Origin of the sequence: Micromonospora sp. NPDC050795 (assembly GCF_044456785.1) — a bacterium.
Lineage (GTDB): Bacteria > Actinomycetota > Actinomycetes > Mycobacteriales > Micromonosporaceae > Micromonospora.
Genome location: NZ_JBITGE010000049.1, coordinates 1 through 15650, shown reverse-complemented (window position 1 = coordinate 15650; position 15650 = coordinate 1). Strand labels below are relative to the sequence as shown.

Genomic DNA, 15650 nt, shown 5'->3' with positions numbered 1-15650 from the left:
CTCGTCACGACCGAGGCGGCCGTGAGTCGAGTTGCCGACATCGGATTGAGAGATGCCGCTGTGCCTACGATGATTCGCGCGGTAGGTCGGCGGATTCCTGCCGGAACCTCAATCCGGTCGCGGTTGCCGGCTTGGCCGACCGGCGACACGGGGGCGAGCGGCGGTTCATGGAGATTCGGATCCTCGGGCCAGTCGAGGTGTGGACGGACGGCCAGCTGATCGACGCGGGACCGGCCCGGCAACGCGCCGTCCTCGCCGCGCTGGCGGTCGACGTGGGCCGGCCGGTCCGCGCGGAATCCCTGGTGGATCGGGTGTGGGGTGATTCCCCGCCGCCGCGGGTCCGGCACAACCTGCACGTCTACCTCGCTCGGATCCGCCGGGTGCTGACCGCCGCCGGGGCGCCGGACGCTCTGGTCCGCCGCTCCGGTGGGTACCTGCTGGACCTGCCGCCGGAGACTGTCGACGGCCAGCACTTCGACGTGCTGCGGCGGCGGGCCGACGAACTGGCCGACGACGACCCGGAGCAAACGGAGCTGCTGCGCCGGGCGATGGCTCTGTGGCGCGGCGAGCCGCTGGCCGGCGTGCCCGGTGAGTGGGCGGCCCGGATCCGGCAGGACTGGCACCGCCGGCACATCGACACCGTCGTGCAGTGGGCCCGCGGCCCGCTTCGCCGGGGTGATCCGGATGCGGTGATCGACCCGTTGACCCGGCTCGCCGACGACCACCCGCTCGACGAACCGGTCGCCGCCGCGTTGTTGCGCGCGCTGGCCGCCGCCGGCCGAGGCGCACAAGCCCTGGCGTACTACGCCCGCTTACGGGAACGGTTGGCCGATGCGCTCGGTGCGGACCCGAGCGCGGAACTTCGCCAGTTGCACCAGGCCATCCTGCGCGGTGAGGTCACCGTGCCGGCGCCCCGCGCCGAACCCGTTCCGACACCGGGCGCGGCCGGTCCCGTCGCGCGGCCGACCCCGGCCCAACCGGTCCCGGCGCAGTTGCCGTCGGACGTCCGGGGCTTCGCGGGACGGGAGGCAGAGCTGGTTCGGCTGAGCGCCCTGCGGGCGAATGCCGAGGCGCATCCCGGAGCCGTGCCGGTGGCGGTGCTCTCCGGATTGGCCGGGGTGGGCAAGACGGCGCTGGCCGTGCACTGGGCCCACCGGGTCGTCGAGAGTTTCCCCGACGGGCAGCTCTACGCCAACCTTGAGGGCTACAGCCACAGTGGCGTGGTGCGCAGTGCCGAGCAGGTGGTGCGCGGCTTTCTCGCGGCGCTCGGTGTGTCGCCCCGGGAACTGCCGTTCGACCCGCAGGAGCAGACAGCGCTCTATCGGAGCCTGCTGGCCGGTCGACGGATGCTGGTGTTGCTGGACAACGCCCGGGACGCCGCGCAGGTCCGGCCGCTGCTACCCGGGTCCGCCCACTGCCTGGTGCTGGTGACGAGCCGGGACCGGCTGACCGGCCTGGTGGCCACCGAGGGCGCCGAGCCGTTGGTGCTGGATCTGCCCACCGCTGGGGACGCGGCCGCTCTGCTGCACGCGCGGATCGGGGTGCGGGCCGAGAGGGAGCGAGCTGCCATCGGCGAGTTGGTCGGGCTCTGTGACCGGCTGCCGTTGGCGCTGGTCGTGGTCGCGGCCCGGGCGGTGGTCCGGCCACAGCTCTCCCTGGCCGAGCTGGGCGCGCAGTTGCGCACCGACGGGGGTCTGGACGGGTTGGACGCCGGCGACCCCGCCAGCAGCGTGCGCACGGCCCTGTCCTGGTCGTACCGCCTGCTGACCGAGTCGACGGCCCGGCTGTTCCGGCTGGTCGGCGGCAGCACGGACCTGACAATCAGTACGACGGCCGGGGCCAGCCTCGCTGGCGTCGAGCGCCGCCAGGTCCGGGCGGCGTTCGCCGAACTCGCCGACGCGCACCTGGTGCTGGAGCGTGGTCCGGACCGGTACGGGATGCACGACCTGCTGCGGGCCTTCGCGGCCGAGCTTTCCGGCGAGCAGGACCGGACCGGCGACCGGGCTGAGGCGCGGGGTCGGCTTTTCGACCACTACCTGCACAGCGCGCACGCTGCTGCCGTGCTGCTGCACCCACACTGGGACCCGATCGCGCTGCCGCCAGCTGTTACCGGGGTCCGACCGGAGAAGATCAGCGATCACGACGAGGCGGCGGCGTGGTTCACCCGGGAACGGGAGGTGCTGATCGCACTGGTCGAGCGGTGCGCGGCCAGCGGGTTCGAACGGCACGCCTGGCAACTGGCCTGGAGTTTGACCATCTTCCTGGACCGGCAGGGCGGCTGGCACGATCAACTGGCGGTGCAGCGTACGGCGCTGGTCGCCGCGCGGCGCGGTGGCGACTCGGCCGGGCAGGCGCACGCGCACCGCAGTCTGGCCCGTGCCCAGGCCCGGCTGGGCCAGCTCGACGAGGCACCCGGTCAGCTTCAGCGGGCACTGGAGCTCTTCCGGGCCCTCGACGACCCGGCGAACCAGGGGCACACCTGCCTGGACCTGGCCGAGATGGCCGACCGGCAGGGCCGGCGCGCAGAGGTGGTCCAGCACGCGGAGGCGGCGCTGACGTTGTACCGCACCGCCGGACACCGGTACGGGCAGGCGATGGCGTTGAACGCGATCGGTTGGTACCGCGCCCAACTGGGTGAGCACGATGCCGCGATCGAGGCGTGTCGGCAGGGTCTGGCGCTGTTGCGGGAGTTCGACGACCGCCAGGGTGAGGCCCCGACCTGGGACACTCTCGGGTACGCACAGCACCGCGCGGGGCGACCGGCGGAGGCGGTCGGCTCGTACCGGCACGCGGTGGAGCTGTACCGGGAGTTCCGGGACCGGTACTACGAGGCGGACACGCTCGGGCACCTGGCCGAGGCGCAGGCCGAGGCCGGTGACGAGGCCGGGGCGGCCGAAAGCTGGCGAACGGCGTTGCGCCTTCTCGAGGACCTCGGGCACCCGGACGCGGAACGCATCCGTGGTCGGCTCACGAACAACGACGGACCGTGACGCGACCGGCCGGCGGGCCCGCTGCTCGGGCGGGCCGCCGGCCGGGGTACGCCAGTTACAGGGTGCGGGCCAGCCGGTCGGCGAGCGTCCGGGTGAAGCGGGCCGGGTCGGTCAGCTCACCGCCCTCGGCGAGCACCGCCAGGCCGTAGAGCAGCTCGGCGGTCTCGGTCAGGGCGGCGGTGTCGCTGCCCTGCTCGTGGGCCTTGCGCAGCCCGGACACCAGCGGGTGACCGGGGTTGATTTCCAGGATCCGCTTGGTGGTGGGGATCTCGTGCCCCATCGCCCGGTACATCTTCTCCAGGGTCGGGGTGAGGTCGTGGGCGTCGCCGACGACGCAGGCCGGTGAGGTGGTGAGCCGCGACGACAGGCGGACCTCCCGGACGCTGTCGGTGAGGGTGGTTCCCAGCCAGTCGAGCAGCCCGGCGAATTCCTGTCGTTGCTGCTCGCGCTCGGCCTCGGCCTGCTGCTTCTCCTCGTCGGTGTCCAGGTCGATCTCGCCCTTGGCGATCGAGCGCAGTGGGCGACCGTCGTACGTGCCGACCCGCTCGACCCACACCTCGTCGACCTGGTCGGTGAGGAGCAGCACCTCGTGCCCCTTGGCCCGGAACGCCTCCAGGTGCGGCGAGTTCTCGATGGCGGCCCGGGACTCGCCGGTGGCGTACCAGATGTCGGTTTGGCCGTCCTTCATCCGCGACACGTAGCCGGCCAGGTCGGTTGGCTCGTCCGGGTCGTTGGTGGAGTTCACCGACAGGATGTCCAGCAGGGTGTCCCGGTTGTCGGTGTCGTCGATCAGCCCTTCCTTGACGACGGCGCCGAACTCGGTCCAGAAGGTGCGGTAGCGCTCGGCGTGGTTGGCCTTGAGGTCCTTGACCGTGGCGAGGACCTTCTTGACCAGCCGGCGGCGGACGATCTGGATCTGCCGGTCCTGCTGGAGGATCTCCCGGGAGATGTTCAGTGACAGGTCGTGCGCGTCGACCACGCCCTTGACGAAGCGAAGGTAGGTCGGGACCAGCGCCTCGCAGTCGTCCATGATGAAGACGCGCTTGACGTAGAGCTGGACGCCCCGGCGGCCCTGCGGGGAGAACAGGTCCAGTGGGGCGTGGCTGGGCAGGAAGAGCAGCGCCTCGTACTCGAAGGTGCCCTCGCCCTTCATGTGCACAACCTCGAGCGGGTCGGCCCAGTCGTGGCTGACGTGCTTGTAGAACTCGTTGTACTCGGCGGCGTCGACCTCGTCGCGGGGCCGCGCCCAGAGGGCCTTCATCGAGTTGAGGGTCTGCACCTCGCTGGTGGCGGGCTCACCCTCGGCGCCGGGGCGCTCGACGGTCATCCGGATCGGCCAGGCGATGAAGTCGGAGTAGCGCTTGACGATCTCGCGGACGGTCCACTCGGCGGTGTAGTCGTGCAGGTTGTCCTCGGTGTCGGCCGGCTTGAGGTGCAGCGTCACGGTGGTGCCCTGCGGCGCCTCGTCGACCGCCTCGATCGAGTAGGTGCCCTCGCCGGTGGACTCCCAGCGGGTGCCGCCGGTCTCGCCGGCCTTGCGGGTCAGCAGGGTGACCCGGTCGGCGACCATGAACGCGGCGTAGAAACCGACGCCGAACTGCCCGATGAGGTCCTGCTTGGCGTGGGCGTCGGCGGATTCGCGCAGTTGGCGCAGCAGCTCGGCGGTGCCCGACTTGGCGATCGTGCCGATCAGCGTGACGACCTCGTCGCGGGTCATCCCGATGCCGTTGTCGCGCACGGTGAGGGTGCGGGCGTCGCGGTCGATCTCCAGGGCGACGTGCAGGTCGTCGGTGTCGGCGACGAGGTCCTTGTCGACGAGGGTGGCCAGCCGGAGCTTGTCCAGGGCGTCGGACGCGTTCGAGATGAGTTCCCGCAGGAAGACGTCCTTGTTCGAATAGATCGAGTGGACCACCAACTGGAGGAGCTGACGCGCCTCGGCCTGGAACTCCAACGTTTCGGCCTGGTTGCTCACACCGTCTCCCATCTCGGCTCGTACGGAGGTTCGCGGAAAGGATACGAGTCGTCACCGGTCGGGGTGTGGGCGCGTCCAGGTCGTATTCCCGATCCCGTCGACCGCCGCCGTGACATAGCTGACTTTGCTTAGCAGAAGTCAGGTCGGATAGCGTGACGGTCATGAAGATCGCTGGAAGCACCGCCCTCGTCACCGGCGCCAACCGTGGCCTCGGCCGACACCTGGCCGCCGAACTCCTCGCCCGAGGCGCCACCGTCTACGCCGGCGCCCGCAACCCCGACAGCGTCGACCTGCCCGGCGTGACGCCGGTCCGCCTCGACATCACCGACCCCGCCTCGGTGGCCGCCGCCGCCGAGCTGGCCGGCGGCGTCAACCTGCTGATCAACAACGCGGGCATCGACACCCGGACCGACCTGCTCGACGGCGACCTGGACCTCGTCCGGCTGGAGTTGGAGACCCACTACATCGGCACCCTGTCGACGATCCGGGCGTTCGCGCCGGTCATCGCCGGCAACGGCGGCGGAACCATCCTCAACGTGCTCTCCGTCCTGTCCTGGGTGAACTTCCCCCTGCACGGGTCATATGGTGCCGCCAAGTCCGCCGAGTGGGCGATGACCAACGCGCTGCGCCTCCAACTCGCCGAGCGGGACATCCGCGTCGCCGGCCTGCACGTCGGCTACCTGGACACCGACATGGCCGCGACCATCACCGGCCCCAAGTCCGACCCCGCCTCGATCGCCCGGCTCGCGGTCGACGGCATCGAGGCCGACGCCTACGAGATCGTGGCCGACGACGTCAGCCGGCGGGTGCAGGCCGGGTTCCCCGGCGGCGTCGCCGCGCTCTACCCACAGCTGTCCTGACCCACGACGTGACGGGCCGCCGCCGGACACTGCCGGCGGCGGCCCTTTTTCGGGGTACGCGGTCAGCTCGCCACCAGCGTCACGTCGTCGATCACGAAGCTGGTCTGCAACGACGAGTCCTCGGTGCCGGTGAAGCGCAGCGTCACCGTCTGCCCGGCGAACCCGGCCACCGAGAAGCTGCGCTGGACGTAGCCGGACGCCCTGTTCAGATTCGAGTACGTCGCCAGCGTGGTCGACCCCAGTTGCACGGTGAGCCGGTCGTACACCCTGGAGGTGGTGGTCTCGGCCGTGTCGATGTGCAGCCAGAAGGACAGCGTGTAGCTGGCGCACCCGGCCGGCAGTGTCACCGACTGCGTCAGGCTCTCGGTGCCGCTGCTGCCGTTGCCGTTGAGCCACGCCTTGTACGACCCGGTCCGGGCCGGCTGGGCGCTGGAAGTGGTGATCACGCCGGAGGACGCGGTCCACGTCGTGTTGCCGCTCTCGAAGCCACCGTTGCCGACCACCTGACCTCCGGTGCAGGTCGGGGTGCCGCCGCCCACGGCGAGCTGCCAGAGCGCGTACGCGACTCCGTCGGCCGCCCGGTTCAGCACCGTGGCGCTGACGTTGGCGGTGGTGTCGCAGGACCGGTGGTAGCAGGGGTCGTACGCGGAGTTGGCGGTGCCACCCCACTTGGCCGCCTGGGCGCTGGTCTTGCGCGCGCTGGCGCCGGCGGCGTACCCCGAGGTGGGGATACCGGCCTGCTGGAAGTAGTAGTCGTCGGAGCGGCCCTGACCCTCGACGTTCTCCTCCGGTTGCAGGCCCAACGAGTCCCAGTACGCCTTCAGCGGCGCCGCGGTGGTCGAGCTGACCCGGTTGATGAAGTAGCCGCCGTTTGTCGAGCCGACCATGTCGAAGTTGTAGTAACCCTTGATGTAGCCGCGCTGGGTGGAGTTGAGCGAGTTGACGTAGAACCGGGAGCCGTTGAGCCCCTGCTCCTCGTCGGTCCACCAGGCGAACCGCACCCGCTTGGTCACTGTCGGGTTCTGCGCGGCGAGGACCAGCGCGTTCTCCAGCAGGGTCGACGAGCCGGTGGCGTTGTCGTTGATGCCCGGACCGGCCGAGACGCCGTCCAGGTGCGCGCCGAACATGACCACCTGGTCGGCCGGGCCGCCGGGCCACTCGGCGATGAGGTTGTTCGAGGGGTACGTGCAGCTGGAGCAGTACTGCTCGGTGACTGTGTAGCCGGCCGCCTGGAGCCTGGTCTTGACGTAGTTGAGCGAGGCGGTGTAGCCGGCGGAGCCGGCCCGCCGGTTGCCACCGTTGCTGGTGGCGATGGTGTTGAACTGGGTCAGGTGCGCCTGAACGTTGGTGACGGAGATGTCCGGCGCGGCCAACGCGGCGGCGTACGCGGCGATCGGCCGGGTCACCGCCGTCGTCGCGGTCGAAGGTGACGCGGTCGCCGGCTGGGTGGCCAGCGTCACCGTCATCCCGGCGAACACGGCAAGCGCGATTCCCGCGCTCAGCGTTCTGCCTCTCATGGGGGCTCCTCGGGGTTGGAGAGATACCCGAGAGACTTACAGATATCTATTTCATGAGCATCGGTCGTTCGTCCCGAACCGCCGCCGGTTCGACGGTGGTACCGGCGTCGGCACAGGTGAGTAGAGGTGTCAGGATGGGTAGGTAATGCGGCAGGGGTCGTCGGGCCCGGAACGGGGGCTTGCGATGGGGTCGGATCGAGCGTGACGCGACCCAGCACTGACCTGTTCCTCGGCGGCGGCGACACCGGACGGTTGATGGCCCGACTCGACTGGGCCGACACCCCGCTGGGCCCGGTCGGCGGCTGGCCGCAGAGCCTGCGCGCCGCCGTCCGGATGGTGCTCGCCTCCCGGTACCCCATGCTGCTGCTCTGGGGTGAGAGCTACTCCCAGCTCTACAACGACGCGTACTCGGCGCTGATCGGCGACAAGCACCCCGCCGCGCTCGGCGACGACGTACGGGTGACGCTGGCCGAGGGCTGGCCCGTGCTCGCCCCGCTGATCGAGGAGGCCATGGCGACCGGTGTGGCCAGCTGGGTCCCCGCGCTGCAACTACTGCTGGAGCGGGCCGGCTACCGCGAGGAGGCGTACTTCAGCGTCTCGCACGCCCCGGCCCGCGACGACGACGGCCACACCGTCGGCGTCCTGACCGTGTGCAGCGAGGTCACCCAGCAGGTGGTCGGCGAACGCCGGCTCCGTCTCCTGCGCGACCTGTCAGTGCTCGGCGACGGGCGCACGGACGTGGACGCCACCGCCGCCCGGCTGATCGACGTGATCGACGGCCACCCCCTGGACGTGCCGTTCGCCGCCATCTACCTGCGCGACGGCACGGCGCTGCGCCGGGTCGCCTGCACCGGCGGGGATCACCGCCACGCTCGGGCCCTGCCGGACGCCGTCGAGCTGACCGACCCGGGTCCGCCCGCGTACGCCTGGGGGCTGCCGGACGCCGCCGAGGGCCGGGCGACCCCGGTGAGCGACGTCGCCGACCGGCTGCCGCTGCCCGCCGGCCCGTGGAACGACCCGGTCCGCACCGCGCTGGCGCTGCCGCTGCCCTCCGCCGACGAGGATCAGCCGCTCGGCGTCCTGCTCGCCGGAGTCAGCCCCAGCCGAGGGCTCGACGAGGCGTACCACTCCTTCCACCAACTGCTCGCCCAGCAGATCTCCGCGGCGTTGCGAAACGCCCGGGAGTACGAGGAGGAGCGGCGCCGGGTCGAGGCGATGGCGGAACTGGACCGCGTCAAGACCGACTTCTTCGCCAACGTCAGCCACGAGTTCCGTACCCCGTTGACCCTCATCCTCGGCCCGCTGACCGACGCCCTCACCGACGCCACCGCGCCGTTGACGGCGGTGCAGCGGGAGCGGGTGGAGACCGGCTGGCGTAACGCCACCCGACTGTTGACCCTGGTCAACAGCCTGCTCACCTTCTCCAGCCTGGAGGCCGGGCGGGCGCGCAGCGACGCCCGGATGGTGGATCTGGCCGCGCTGACCGCCGAACTCGCCGGGGTGTTCCGGGCCGCCGTCGAGCGGGCCGGGCTGACCCTCGAGGTGAGCTGCCCGCCGCTGCCCCGGCCCGTCGCGGTCGACCCGGTCAACTGGGAACGCATCGTCACGAACCTGCTCTCCAACGCGCTGAAGTACACGTTCATCGGCCGTATCCGGGTCACCCTGGACAGCGACGACGAGGAGGTACGCCTCACCGTCGCGGACACCGGCATCGGCATCGCGGAACGGGACCTGCCGAAACTTTTCGAACGCTTCCACCGGGTGCGGGGCGCCCGCTCGCGCAGTCACGAGGGCACCGGCATCGGCCTGGCCCTGGTGCACGAATTGGCCCGGCTGGAGGGCGGCGACGTCCGCGTGACCAGCCAGGTGGGCGTCGGCAGCAGGTTCACCGTGACGCTGCCCTGGTCGGCGGCGCACCGCGCCGCGATCACCGGGCCGGCGGTGGACGGGCGGGGTGACGCGGCCCGCGCCGCAGTCGAAGAGGCGATGGGCTGGCTCACCGAACCGGACGACGCGCCGACCGAGCCCGATCCCACCTCCGGGGCGGCCACCGACGAGCTGGCCGGGGCCCGGATCCTGCTCGCCGACGACAACGCCGACATGCGGGCGTACCTCACCCGGCTGCTCACCGGGCAGGGCTGGCGGGTGCGGGCCGTCACCGACGGCCGGCAGGCCCTCGACGAGATTCGCAGTGACCTGCCCGACCTGGTCCTGACCGACGTGATGATGCCGGTGCTGGACGGCTTCGATCTGGTGCGCCGGCTACGCGCCGACCCGACGACCCGGGCGCTGCCGGTGCTCGTGCTCTCCGCCCGCGCGGGTGGGGACGCCAGTGTGGAGGGCCTGAGCCTGGGCGCCGACGACTACCTGGTCAAACCGTTCGCCACGGCCGAGTTGATCGCCCGGATCCGGGCCAGCATCCGCCGATCCCGCGACCGTAGCCCTGCCGTGGCCGCCGTCGACGACCCGCCGACGGTCGCTGCCGCAGCTCCCCCGGCCCGAACCGCCCCGGTCGGTCCCGGCACGCCGAGCCCGGCGGTCGACCCCGTCGCCGACGCGCCCGTGGTCGTGCCGGCGCCGGGCGAGCTGGGCGAGCCGGACGAGCTGGGCGAGCTGGGCGAGCTGGGCGAGCTGGGCGAGCTGGGCGAGCTGGGCGAGCTGGGCGACCTCCTGGACGTCGGGTGGACGTTCCCGTCCGCGCCGACCTCGGCCGCCGCGATGCGTCGGGACGTCCGAGGCGCGCTGGTCGAGCTGGACGTCGACCCGGACGTGCTGGAAGATCTCCTGCTCGCCGCCTCCGAGGCCATGAACAACGCCGTCGAGCACGCACAGCGACCCAGCCGTCCAGAGGTACGGGTGCGCGTCCAGGTGGGTGGCGGGCTGATCCGGATCTCGGTTCGGGACTTCGGTACCTGGCGGGACCGCCGGCCGGCGATAGACCGGGGACGCGGCGCGCTGCTGATGAACGCCTACGGTGACGTGCGGCTGGTCTCCACCGCCGAGGGGACGACGGTGACCATCGAGCGCCGGCTGGCCTGAGCGGCGGCAGCGCGTCAGAGTCGGCGGCCGCTGGCGTCGTGGGCGATGATGCCGTCCAGCCGCTCCCCCGGACTGAGCTGCGCCGGGTCGAACCAGAAGATCAGCACCTGCTTGTCGGCACTCCATGGCGCCACTCGGGCGTCGACCTGCCGATCGTCGACCGTACCGATGATCCGCTTGGCGGGGCCGACGAAGTAGCCGAAGGTGGGCACCGGCGCGGCGACGCCCTCGTCGTAGCCGATCTGGTGGAACCCGGCGCTGCGGTCACTGCCGTGGACGTCGTTGACCATGATGTCCGTGGTCAGCGAGCCGTCCGGAGCCTGGCGACCGGCGGCCAGACCGATCGACACCTTGGGTTCGCCGGGCACGGACACCGACACGAAGTAGTAGACCCGCCGGTCTTTGCCGTGCCACACCTGGCTGTCCACGATGTGGCCCATCGGCTTCGGCTGCGGCACGTCGCGGCCCACCGTCGGCGGTGGCGTGGAGCCCGGCGACTGCTCCGCCCACGGCGAGACACCGACCGACGGTGGAGCGACGGCGACCGGCTGCGGGCGCTCGGTCGGCGCCGGATCGCCCGGCCCGGACACGCCGACAGCAACAACGACGACCACGGCGGCCAAACCGGTAGCGAGCGTCGCCGCCCCGGCTCCGGCGACACGTCGACGGGTACGCAGCCGACGTCCCTCGCGCATCACGGTGGCCAGATCGAGCACGGCGTCGGGGCGCTCGGTCGCCCGCATGGCGTCGCGGAGCCGTTCCAGCTCGCTCATCGGCGCGCCCTCTCGTCGGCCGTGCGGGGCGCGGCGGTGCGTAACTTCTCCAAGGCTCGCGAGCTGGTGCTCTTGACCGTGCCGACGGACACGGCGAGTTCCCGGGCCACCTGCGCCTCGGGCAGGTCGAAGTAGTAGCGCAGGACGACGATGGCGCGCTCCCGCGGGCTGAGCGCGCCGAGGATGGTGATCAACCAGCGCCGGGTGGCCACGTCGTCGGCCATGTCGCCACGCCGTTGCTCCGGCACCTCGTCGGTCGGGTACTCCCGCATCGGCCGTCGCCACCCGTCGACCAGATGGTTGACCAGGGTGCGGCGGGCGTACCCGTAGGCGTCGTCGTCGTGGATGCGCGACCACGACGCGTAGGTGCGCACCAGCGCGGTCTGCGCGGCGTCCTCGGCCTGGTGGTCGTCACCGGTCATCAGGTACGCGGCGTGCACCAGTCGCGCGGAAGCCGCCCGCGCGAACTCGACGAAATCGGCGTCACCCCGCGCCACCGCGAACCCTCCCCGTGCCACAGAGCTAGAGACGGGCGAGGTCGGCAAAAGGTTGAGCGCTGGGTCACATCAACTTTTCGCCACTGTCACCCGTCTTCTCCTCCGCGCCGCCGCCGAGCGACGCGCGAGGGGAGAGACATGTCGACGAAGGTTACCCGCCGGAGGGGTCCCGCTTCGATGGCGTCACTGCTGGTGGTGGCGCTGCTCACCGGGTGCGGCCTGCCCGCCGCCGGGCAACCCGCCACCGACCCGGTCACCGCCGGGCCGCCGCCCGGCGGGCCGGCGACATCCGTCGGTCGGCCGACCGGGGCCGCCGAGGTCCGACCCAGTTCCGCGCCCGTCATCGGAGTCAGCTACCCCGCCACCGGCGGCAACCGCTGGTCGGTGGCGCCCGGCGAGACGGCCCCCGGACGCGCCACGGCCGGCAGTTTGCTGCGCTACCGGGTCGCCGTGGAGCGCGACATCCGGGGCCTGCCGGTCAGGGACATCGCCACGGCGATCACCGCGACGCTGAACGACCCACGCGGGTGGACGGCGGGTGGGGCGTGGCGGTTGCGCCGGGTCGGTGCCGACGAACCGACCGACTTCACCATCTACCTGGCGACCCCCGGCACCCGCGACACCCTCTGCCAGGACGTGCCGGACGCCTACACCTCCTGCCGCAACGGGGGCCGGGTGGTGCTCAACGTGGCGCGCTGGGTCAAGGGGGTGCCGGGTTACGGCGCGACCCTGGAGACCTACCGGCAGTACATGGTCAACCACGAGGTGGGGCACAAACTCGGGCACGGCCACGAACGGTGCCCCGGGCGGGGCCGACCGGCGCCGGTGATGCAGCAGCAGACGTTGGGCCTGCACGGCTGCACCGCGAACGCCTGGCCGTACCCGAAGGGCAAGGCCCGCTACAGCGGGCCGGTCGGGGCGTACGACGACGCGGTCCCCCGGCGTGAGGGCGCCTACTCGGCATCCTGAGGACGGCGTGCCGTCAGGTGCGGCGGCGGCGCTCCTGCTCGAGGCGCTCGTCCTGCCGGCCCATCTCGTAGATGGCGTTGAGGCTGGTCGGCAGTCGACTGACGTTGTCCGGGACCGGGTCGGGATCCGGCGCCGGCCCGGAGTCCGGTACCGGACCGGGGTCGGGTGCGGCGGCGGGGGCCGGTGCCCGGCGGCGCACGAGCAGCAGTGCCAGCACCGCGAGGACCGCCACGACCAGCAGGTACGACGCGGGGGGCCAGGCATTCCGGGTGGGGTTGGCCAGGGCCGGCGGCGGGGTCGGTGCGGGGGTGTCGCCGTCGCGCCAGGGCACGGCGGCCTCGCGGGTGCCGGTGCCCTCGCCGGCGGTGCGGCGATCCGGGGCCGCGGGTGCGAGGACGCCGCTCGTCGACCCGGCCGGCCCGGGGATCGCGACGGGTTTCACCGGGCTGGGCTGACCGGCGACCGGCGGCCGACTCGGCGTGGCCGCCGCGGTGGGGGTGACGCTCGGCGTCGGAGCGGCACTCGGCGCGTCGCCGCCGAGCAGGTCGTCGACGATCTGGCCGACGCCGCCGACGATGTCACCGAGCGGGTTCGAGCTGGTCGACGGGGACGGCGCGGGCGCGAGGGCGAGGGTCAGCGCGAGGACGACGACGGTAGGCATGACGCCACCTCCGATGTGCCGATATGCCACGCACCGTACCGCGTGGTGGGATCGCGTGGGTGACACCGCCCACCGTGGCGACGAACGCGTCTCAGGTTCGAGGACAGCCGGCCGCGCCCTGCTCGCCTACGATGCCAGGAACGCGGGCAGCGAGGGGGCGGCATGGTCGATTTCGCGGTGGACCCGGTTGACGTTCGCGCGCGTGCGCGAACCCTTGGCACCACGATCGCTGAGGACTACGCGAACGAGGCGGACGAGTTCGCCCGCAACTCCGCCATCGATGCTCCCGGCTTCGGCATCGCCTTGTCGCCGGCGGAGGCGGCCTACATCCAGCGCGTCGAATTCCTCGTGAAGGACGTCCGGGGTGCTGCGGACGTGTGCCGGCAGATCGGCGAGAAACTCGGCGTGGTCGCGGATCAGTACGAGCGCGCGGAGAACCTGCACGTGGGCGGGTTTGGTGGCACGCCGGTGCCGACGAGCAGTTTCGGCGATGCCTACGGCAGGACCAGTGCTGCCCAGCTCACCCAGGATCCGGCGCTGCTCGTCGCCGTCGGTGCCTCGATCTCGCTGGCGGAGATCGGCGCGATCATGGCTGGCCTGTCGGCCTGCGCCGCGCTGTGCCCGACGTTCATCGTCGGCGTGACCGGCGCGGCCCTGTTCGTGGCCAACCCCATCGGTATCGCCCAGGCCGGTGCCGATCTGATTCGTCACGGCGACAATCTGCAGAAGGCGCTCAACGCGAACTTCGACAAGATCTGCTCGGCCGCGACCGCGACCTGGAAGGGCCAGGGCAAGGACAGCTTCGTCATCATGTCGACCAAGCTCAAGGCCCATCTCGACGAGCTTGGCGCATACATCCGCACCCTCGGCGAGACCCTGCACTCCCTGACGATTGCCCTCGCCGGTCTATGGATCGCCCTGGGCGCGATGACGGTGCCGTTCCTGACCTGGCTGATCACCATGCGCACCGCCCAACTCGCGCCCTTTGCCGCCCCCGCGCTGGAGCCGATCATCCAGGCGGCCGGGGCCGCTGTGGCTGGCTCCACCACCACCATGATCGCCGGGGTGACCGCGGTGGGCAGCCTGGTCTTGGCGCTCATCAACGGGCTTTTCAAGGACTTCCTGAAGCTGCTGGCGCTGCCGGACGACGGTGTGGCAGGCACACCGGACCTGACCGAGTTCCGCGTCGGCGAGAACTTCGCCTGACCTCCGCCACAAGGAGCCTTCGTGATCGACCCAGACGTGCAACGCCGGATCGAGGGGATGGCCGAGCAGGCGACCCGGTTCGCCGCCGCCATGCAGAACCTCACCGGCGAGGGCACCGACGACGCGGAGTTGGTGCGCGCGACGTGCGACGCGAGCGGTCGCCTCGTCGACATCGACCTGGCGGCGGGCACCCGACGGATGCAGACCTACGAGCTGCGAGAGGCGATTCTTACCGCCGCTGGCCGGGCCGCCGACGCGGCCAGCGCCAGCCTCGCGGACGCGGTCTCGCAGGTGACCCAGAGCGCCGACGTGTACGGCGCCGACGCGGTGCGCCAGGCCCAGGAACAGGTCGCCCAGTATCGGCGGCTCGTCGACGCGCAGCGGGACAAACTCGAACAACTGCGCGCCGGCCTCGGCCAGCTGTGAGCACCGGGGCGCCGGAGCTGCGCATGCGTCGACGGCTGCTGCGGGTGCTCGGCACGCTGCGGCCGATCAAGGCCGGCTATCAGATGCGCCCGATGACTGTCGGCGGAGTTCTCGGCCTGATGGTCGCCGGGATCCTGGCCCTCCTCGTGACCGCGCCACTGGCTTCGCTGACGCCGTGGCTGCCCTTCGTCGCCGTGCCCGCCGTGGTGGTGGCCGTTCCTCTGCTGTTGCTGATGGCGAATATCGGCGCCGTCACCTGGTATGGCGGCGGCGCCGGGCTCCCGATGCTGTCGGTCACCGACGGGGAGGTCCGCGGCCGACTGCGCGGAGTGTGGGCCGATGAACTGGCCGACGCCGACCCGGATGACCCGGCCTGGTGGGACCTGCGATTGCCGGCCCGTGCGCTCAGCGGCGTTCGTGTGGAACGCGACAGCCCCGGAGGCCCGCTCCTCGTCCTCGACCTGCCACCCGCAGCAGCGGAGGCGCTGACAGCGAACGCCGACACGCAGAAGCTCGCGGAGCACTGGCGCAGCAGCGTCGACAGCCCCGCCGCGTGGCAGATCGGTCTCTTCGAGGGGCGGTTTCGCCGGGCGCGCCGCCTCCGGGAATTCCTGGAGGCACTCGCCGCCGCGGGTGGCCCGGTCCCCTAAGGCGTGTTTCATAAGCCCGGTCAGAGCCATTCGCAGATGATGGTGATGGTCAGGACGGCCTGGAACCGGACGGCCAACTTGTCGTAGCGG

General features: G+C 71.7%; 12 protein-coding genes. 7 read left to right on the top strand and 5 right to left on the bottom strand.

Going from position 1 to position 15650, the window contains the following annotated elements:
* Window positions 1–167: 167 nt before the first annotated feature.
* Window positions 168–2990 carry an AfsR/SARP family transcriptional regulator gene (locus ACIBEF_RS29630; protein WP_396796607.1) on the top strand — a complete coding sequence of 941 codons (2823 nt, stop codon included), beginning with the start codon at window positions 168–170 and terminating at the stop codon, window positions 2988–2990.
* 55 nt (window positions 2991–3045) lie between these two features.
* On the opposite strand, the gene htpG is transcribed toward ACIBEF_RS29630, so the two are convergent.
* On the bottom strand, window positions 3046–4974 hold the full coding sequence (gene htpG / locus ACIBEF_RS29625; RefSeq protein WP_396796606.1) for a molecular chaperone HtpG: 1929 nt from the start codon (window positions 4972–4974) through the stop codon (window positions 3046–3048).
* 149 nt (window positions 4975–5123) lie between these two features.
* Between htpG and ACIBEF_RS29620 the strand changes: the two genes are divergently transcribed.
* The gene (locus ACIBEF_RS29620; RefSeq protein WP_396796605.1) at window positions 5124–5822 is read left to right on the top strand and encodes an SDR family oxidoreductase; all 699 of its coding nucleotides are present in this window, start codon (window positions 5124–5126) and stop codon (window positions 5820–5822) included.
* A 62-nt stretch (window positions 5823–5884) separates the two neighbouring features.
* Here the strand turns inward: ACIBEF_RS29620 and ACIBEF_RS29615 are convergent, their stop codons facing one another.
* Window positions 5885–7339 carry a M28 family peptidase gene (locus ACIBEF_RS29615; protein ID WP_396796604.1) on the bottom strand — a complete coding sequence of 485 codons (1455 nt, stop codon included), beginning with the start codon at window positions 7337–7339 and terminating at the stop codon, window positions 5885–5887.
* Between the two features lie 201 nt (window positions 7340–7540).
* Between ACIBEF_RS29615 and ACIBEF_RS29610 the strand changes: the two genes are divergently transcribed.
* Window positions 7541–10378, top strand: a complete 2838-nt coding sequence (locus ACIBEF_RS29610; RefSeq protein WP_396796602.1) for an ATP-binding protein — start codon at window positions 7541–7543, stop codon at window positions 10376–10378.
* Window positions 10379–10392: 14 nt separating this feature from the next.
* Here ACIBEF_RS29610 and ACIBEF_RS29605 read toward each other — a convergent pair whose 3' ends face one another.
* Both ACIBEF_RS29605 and ACIBEF_RS29600 read right to left on the bottom strand, forming a co-directional pair.
* On the bottom strand, window positions 10393–11151 hold the full coding sequence (locus tag ACIBEF_RS29605; protein WP_396796601.1) for a hypothetical protein: 759 nt from the start codon (window positions 11149–11151) through the stop codon (window positions 10393–10395).
* Complete coding sequence (locus ACIBEF_RS29600) at window positions 11148–11648, bottom strand: SigE family RNA polymerase sigma factor (protein WP_396796599.1); 501 nt, start codon at window positions 11646–11648, stop codon at window positions 11148–11150. Before ACIBEF_RS29600 ends, ACIBEF_RS29605 begins: the two co-directional genes overlap by 4 nt.
* Window positions 11649–11825: 177 nt before the next feature.
* Here ACIBEF_RS29600 and ACIBEF_RS29595 point away from each other — a divergent pair, with 177 nt between their 5' ends.
* Window positions 11826–12617, top strand: a complete 792-nt coding sequence (locus tag ACIBEF_RS29595; protein ID WP_396796597.1) for a DUF3152 domain-containing protein — start codon at window positions 11826–11828, stop codon at window positions 12615–12617.
* Between the two features lie 13 nt (window positions 12618–12630).
* Here the strand turns inward: ACIBEF_RS29595 and ACIBEF_RS29590 are convergent, their stop codons facing one another.
* A complete protein-coding gene (locus ACIBEF_RS29590; RefSeq protein WP_396796595.1) occupies window positions 12631–13278 on the bottom strand; it encodes a hypothetical protein in 648 nt (215 codons plus the stop codon).
* 162 nt (window positions 13279–13440) lie between these two features.
* Between ACIBEF_RS29590 and ACIBEF_RS29585 the strand changes: the two genes are divergently transcribed.
* From ACIBEF_RS29585 to ACIBEF_RS29575, 3 genes are read left to right on the top strand one after another with little or no spacing between them, the layout of a single operon-like run.
* Window positions 13441–14484, top strand: coding sequence for a hypothetical protein (locus tag ACIBEF_RS29585; RefSeq protein WP_396796594.1), 1044 nt, complete (start codon window positions 13441–13443; stop codon window positions 14482–14484).
* 21 nt (window positions 14485–14505) lie between these two features.
* Window positions 14506–14910 (top strand): YbaB/EbfC family nucleoid-associated protein, encoded by a 405-nt coding sequence (locus tag ACIBEF_RS29580; protein WP_396796592.1) that lies wholly within the window; start codon window positions 14506–14508, stop codon window positions 14908–14910.
* Between the two features lie 23 nt (window positions 14911–14933).
* Window positions 14934–15560 carry a hypothetical protein gene (locus ACIBEF_RS29575; protein ID WP_396796590.1) on the top strand — a complete coding sequence of 209 codons (627 nt, stop codon included), beginning with the start codon at window positions 14934–14936 and terminating at the stop codon, window positions 15558–15560.
* The last annotated feature ends 90 nt before the right edge of the window (window positions 15561–15650 follow it).

What these genes read in the sequence shown, in the direction of transcription:
- ACIBEF_RS29620 (WP_396796605.1), top strand. Translation starts at nt 5,124, where the DNA reads ATGAAGATCGCTGGAAGCACCGCCCTCGTCACCGGCGCCAACCGTGGC.
- ACIBEF_RS29615 (WP_396796604.1), bottom strand. Translation starts at nt 7,339, where the DNA reads ATGAGAGGCAGAACGCTGAGCGCGGGAATCGCGCTTGCCGTGTTCGCC.
- ACIBEF_RS29595 (WP_396796597.1), top strand. Translation starts at nt 11,826, where the DNA reads ATGGCGTCACTGCTGGTGGTGGCGCTGCTCACCGGGTGCGGCCTGCCC.
- ACIBEF_RS29605 (WP_396796601.1), bottom strand. Translation starts at nt 11,151, where the DNA reads ATGAGCGAGCTGGAACGGCTCCGCGACGCCATGCGGGCGACCGAGCGC.
- htpG (WP_396796606.1), bottom strand. Translation starts at nt 4,974, where the DNA reads ATGGGAGACGGTGTGAGCAACCAGGCCGAAACGTTGGAGTTCCAGGCC.
- ACIBEF_RS29630 (WP_396796607.1), top strand. Translation starts at nt 168, where the DNA reads ATGGAGATTCGGATCCTCGGGCCAGTCGAGGTGTGGACGGACGGCCAG.
- ACIBEF_RS29590 (WP_396796595.1), bottom strand. Translation starts at nt 13,278, where the DNA reads ATGCCTACCGTCGTCGTCCTCGCGCTGACCCTCGCCCTCGCGCCCGCG.
- ACIBEF_RS29585 (WP_396796594.1), top strand. Translation starts at nt 13,441, where the DNA reads ATGGTCGATTTCGCGGTGGACCCGGTTGACGTTCGCGCGCGTGCGCGA.
- ACIBEF_RS29575 (WP_396796590.1), top strand. Translation starts at nt 14,934, where the DNA reads ATGCGTCGACGGCTGCTGCGGGTGCTCGGCACGCTGCGGCCGATCAAG.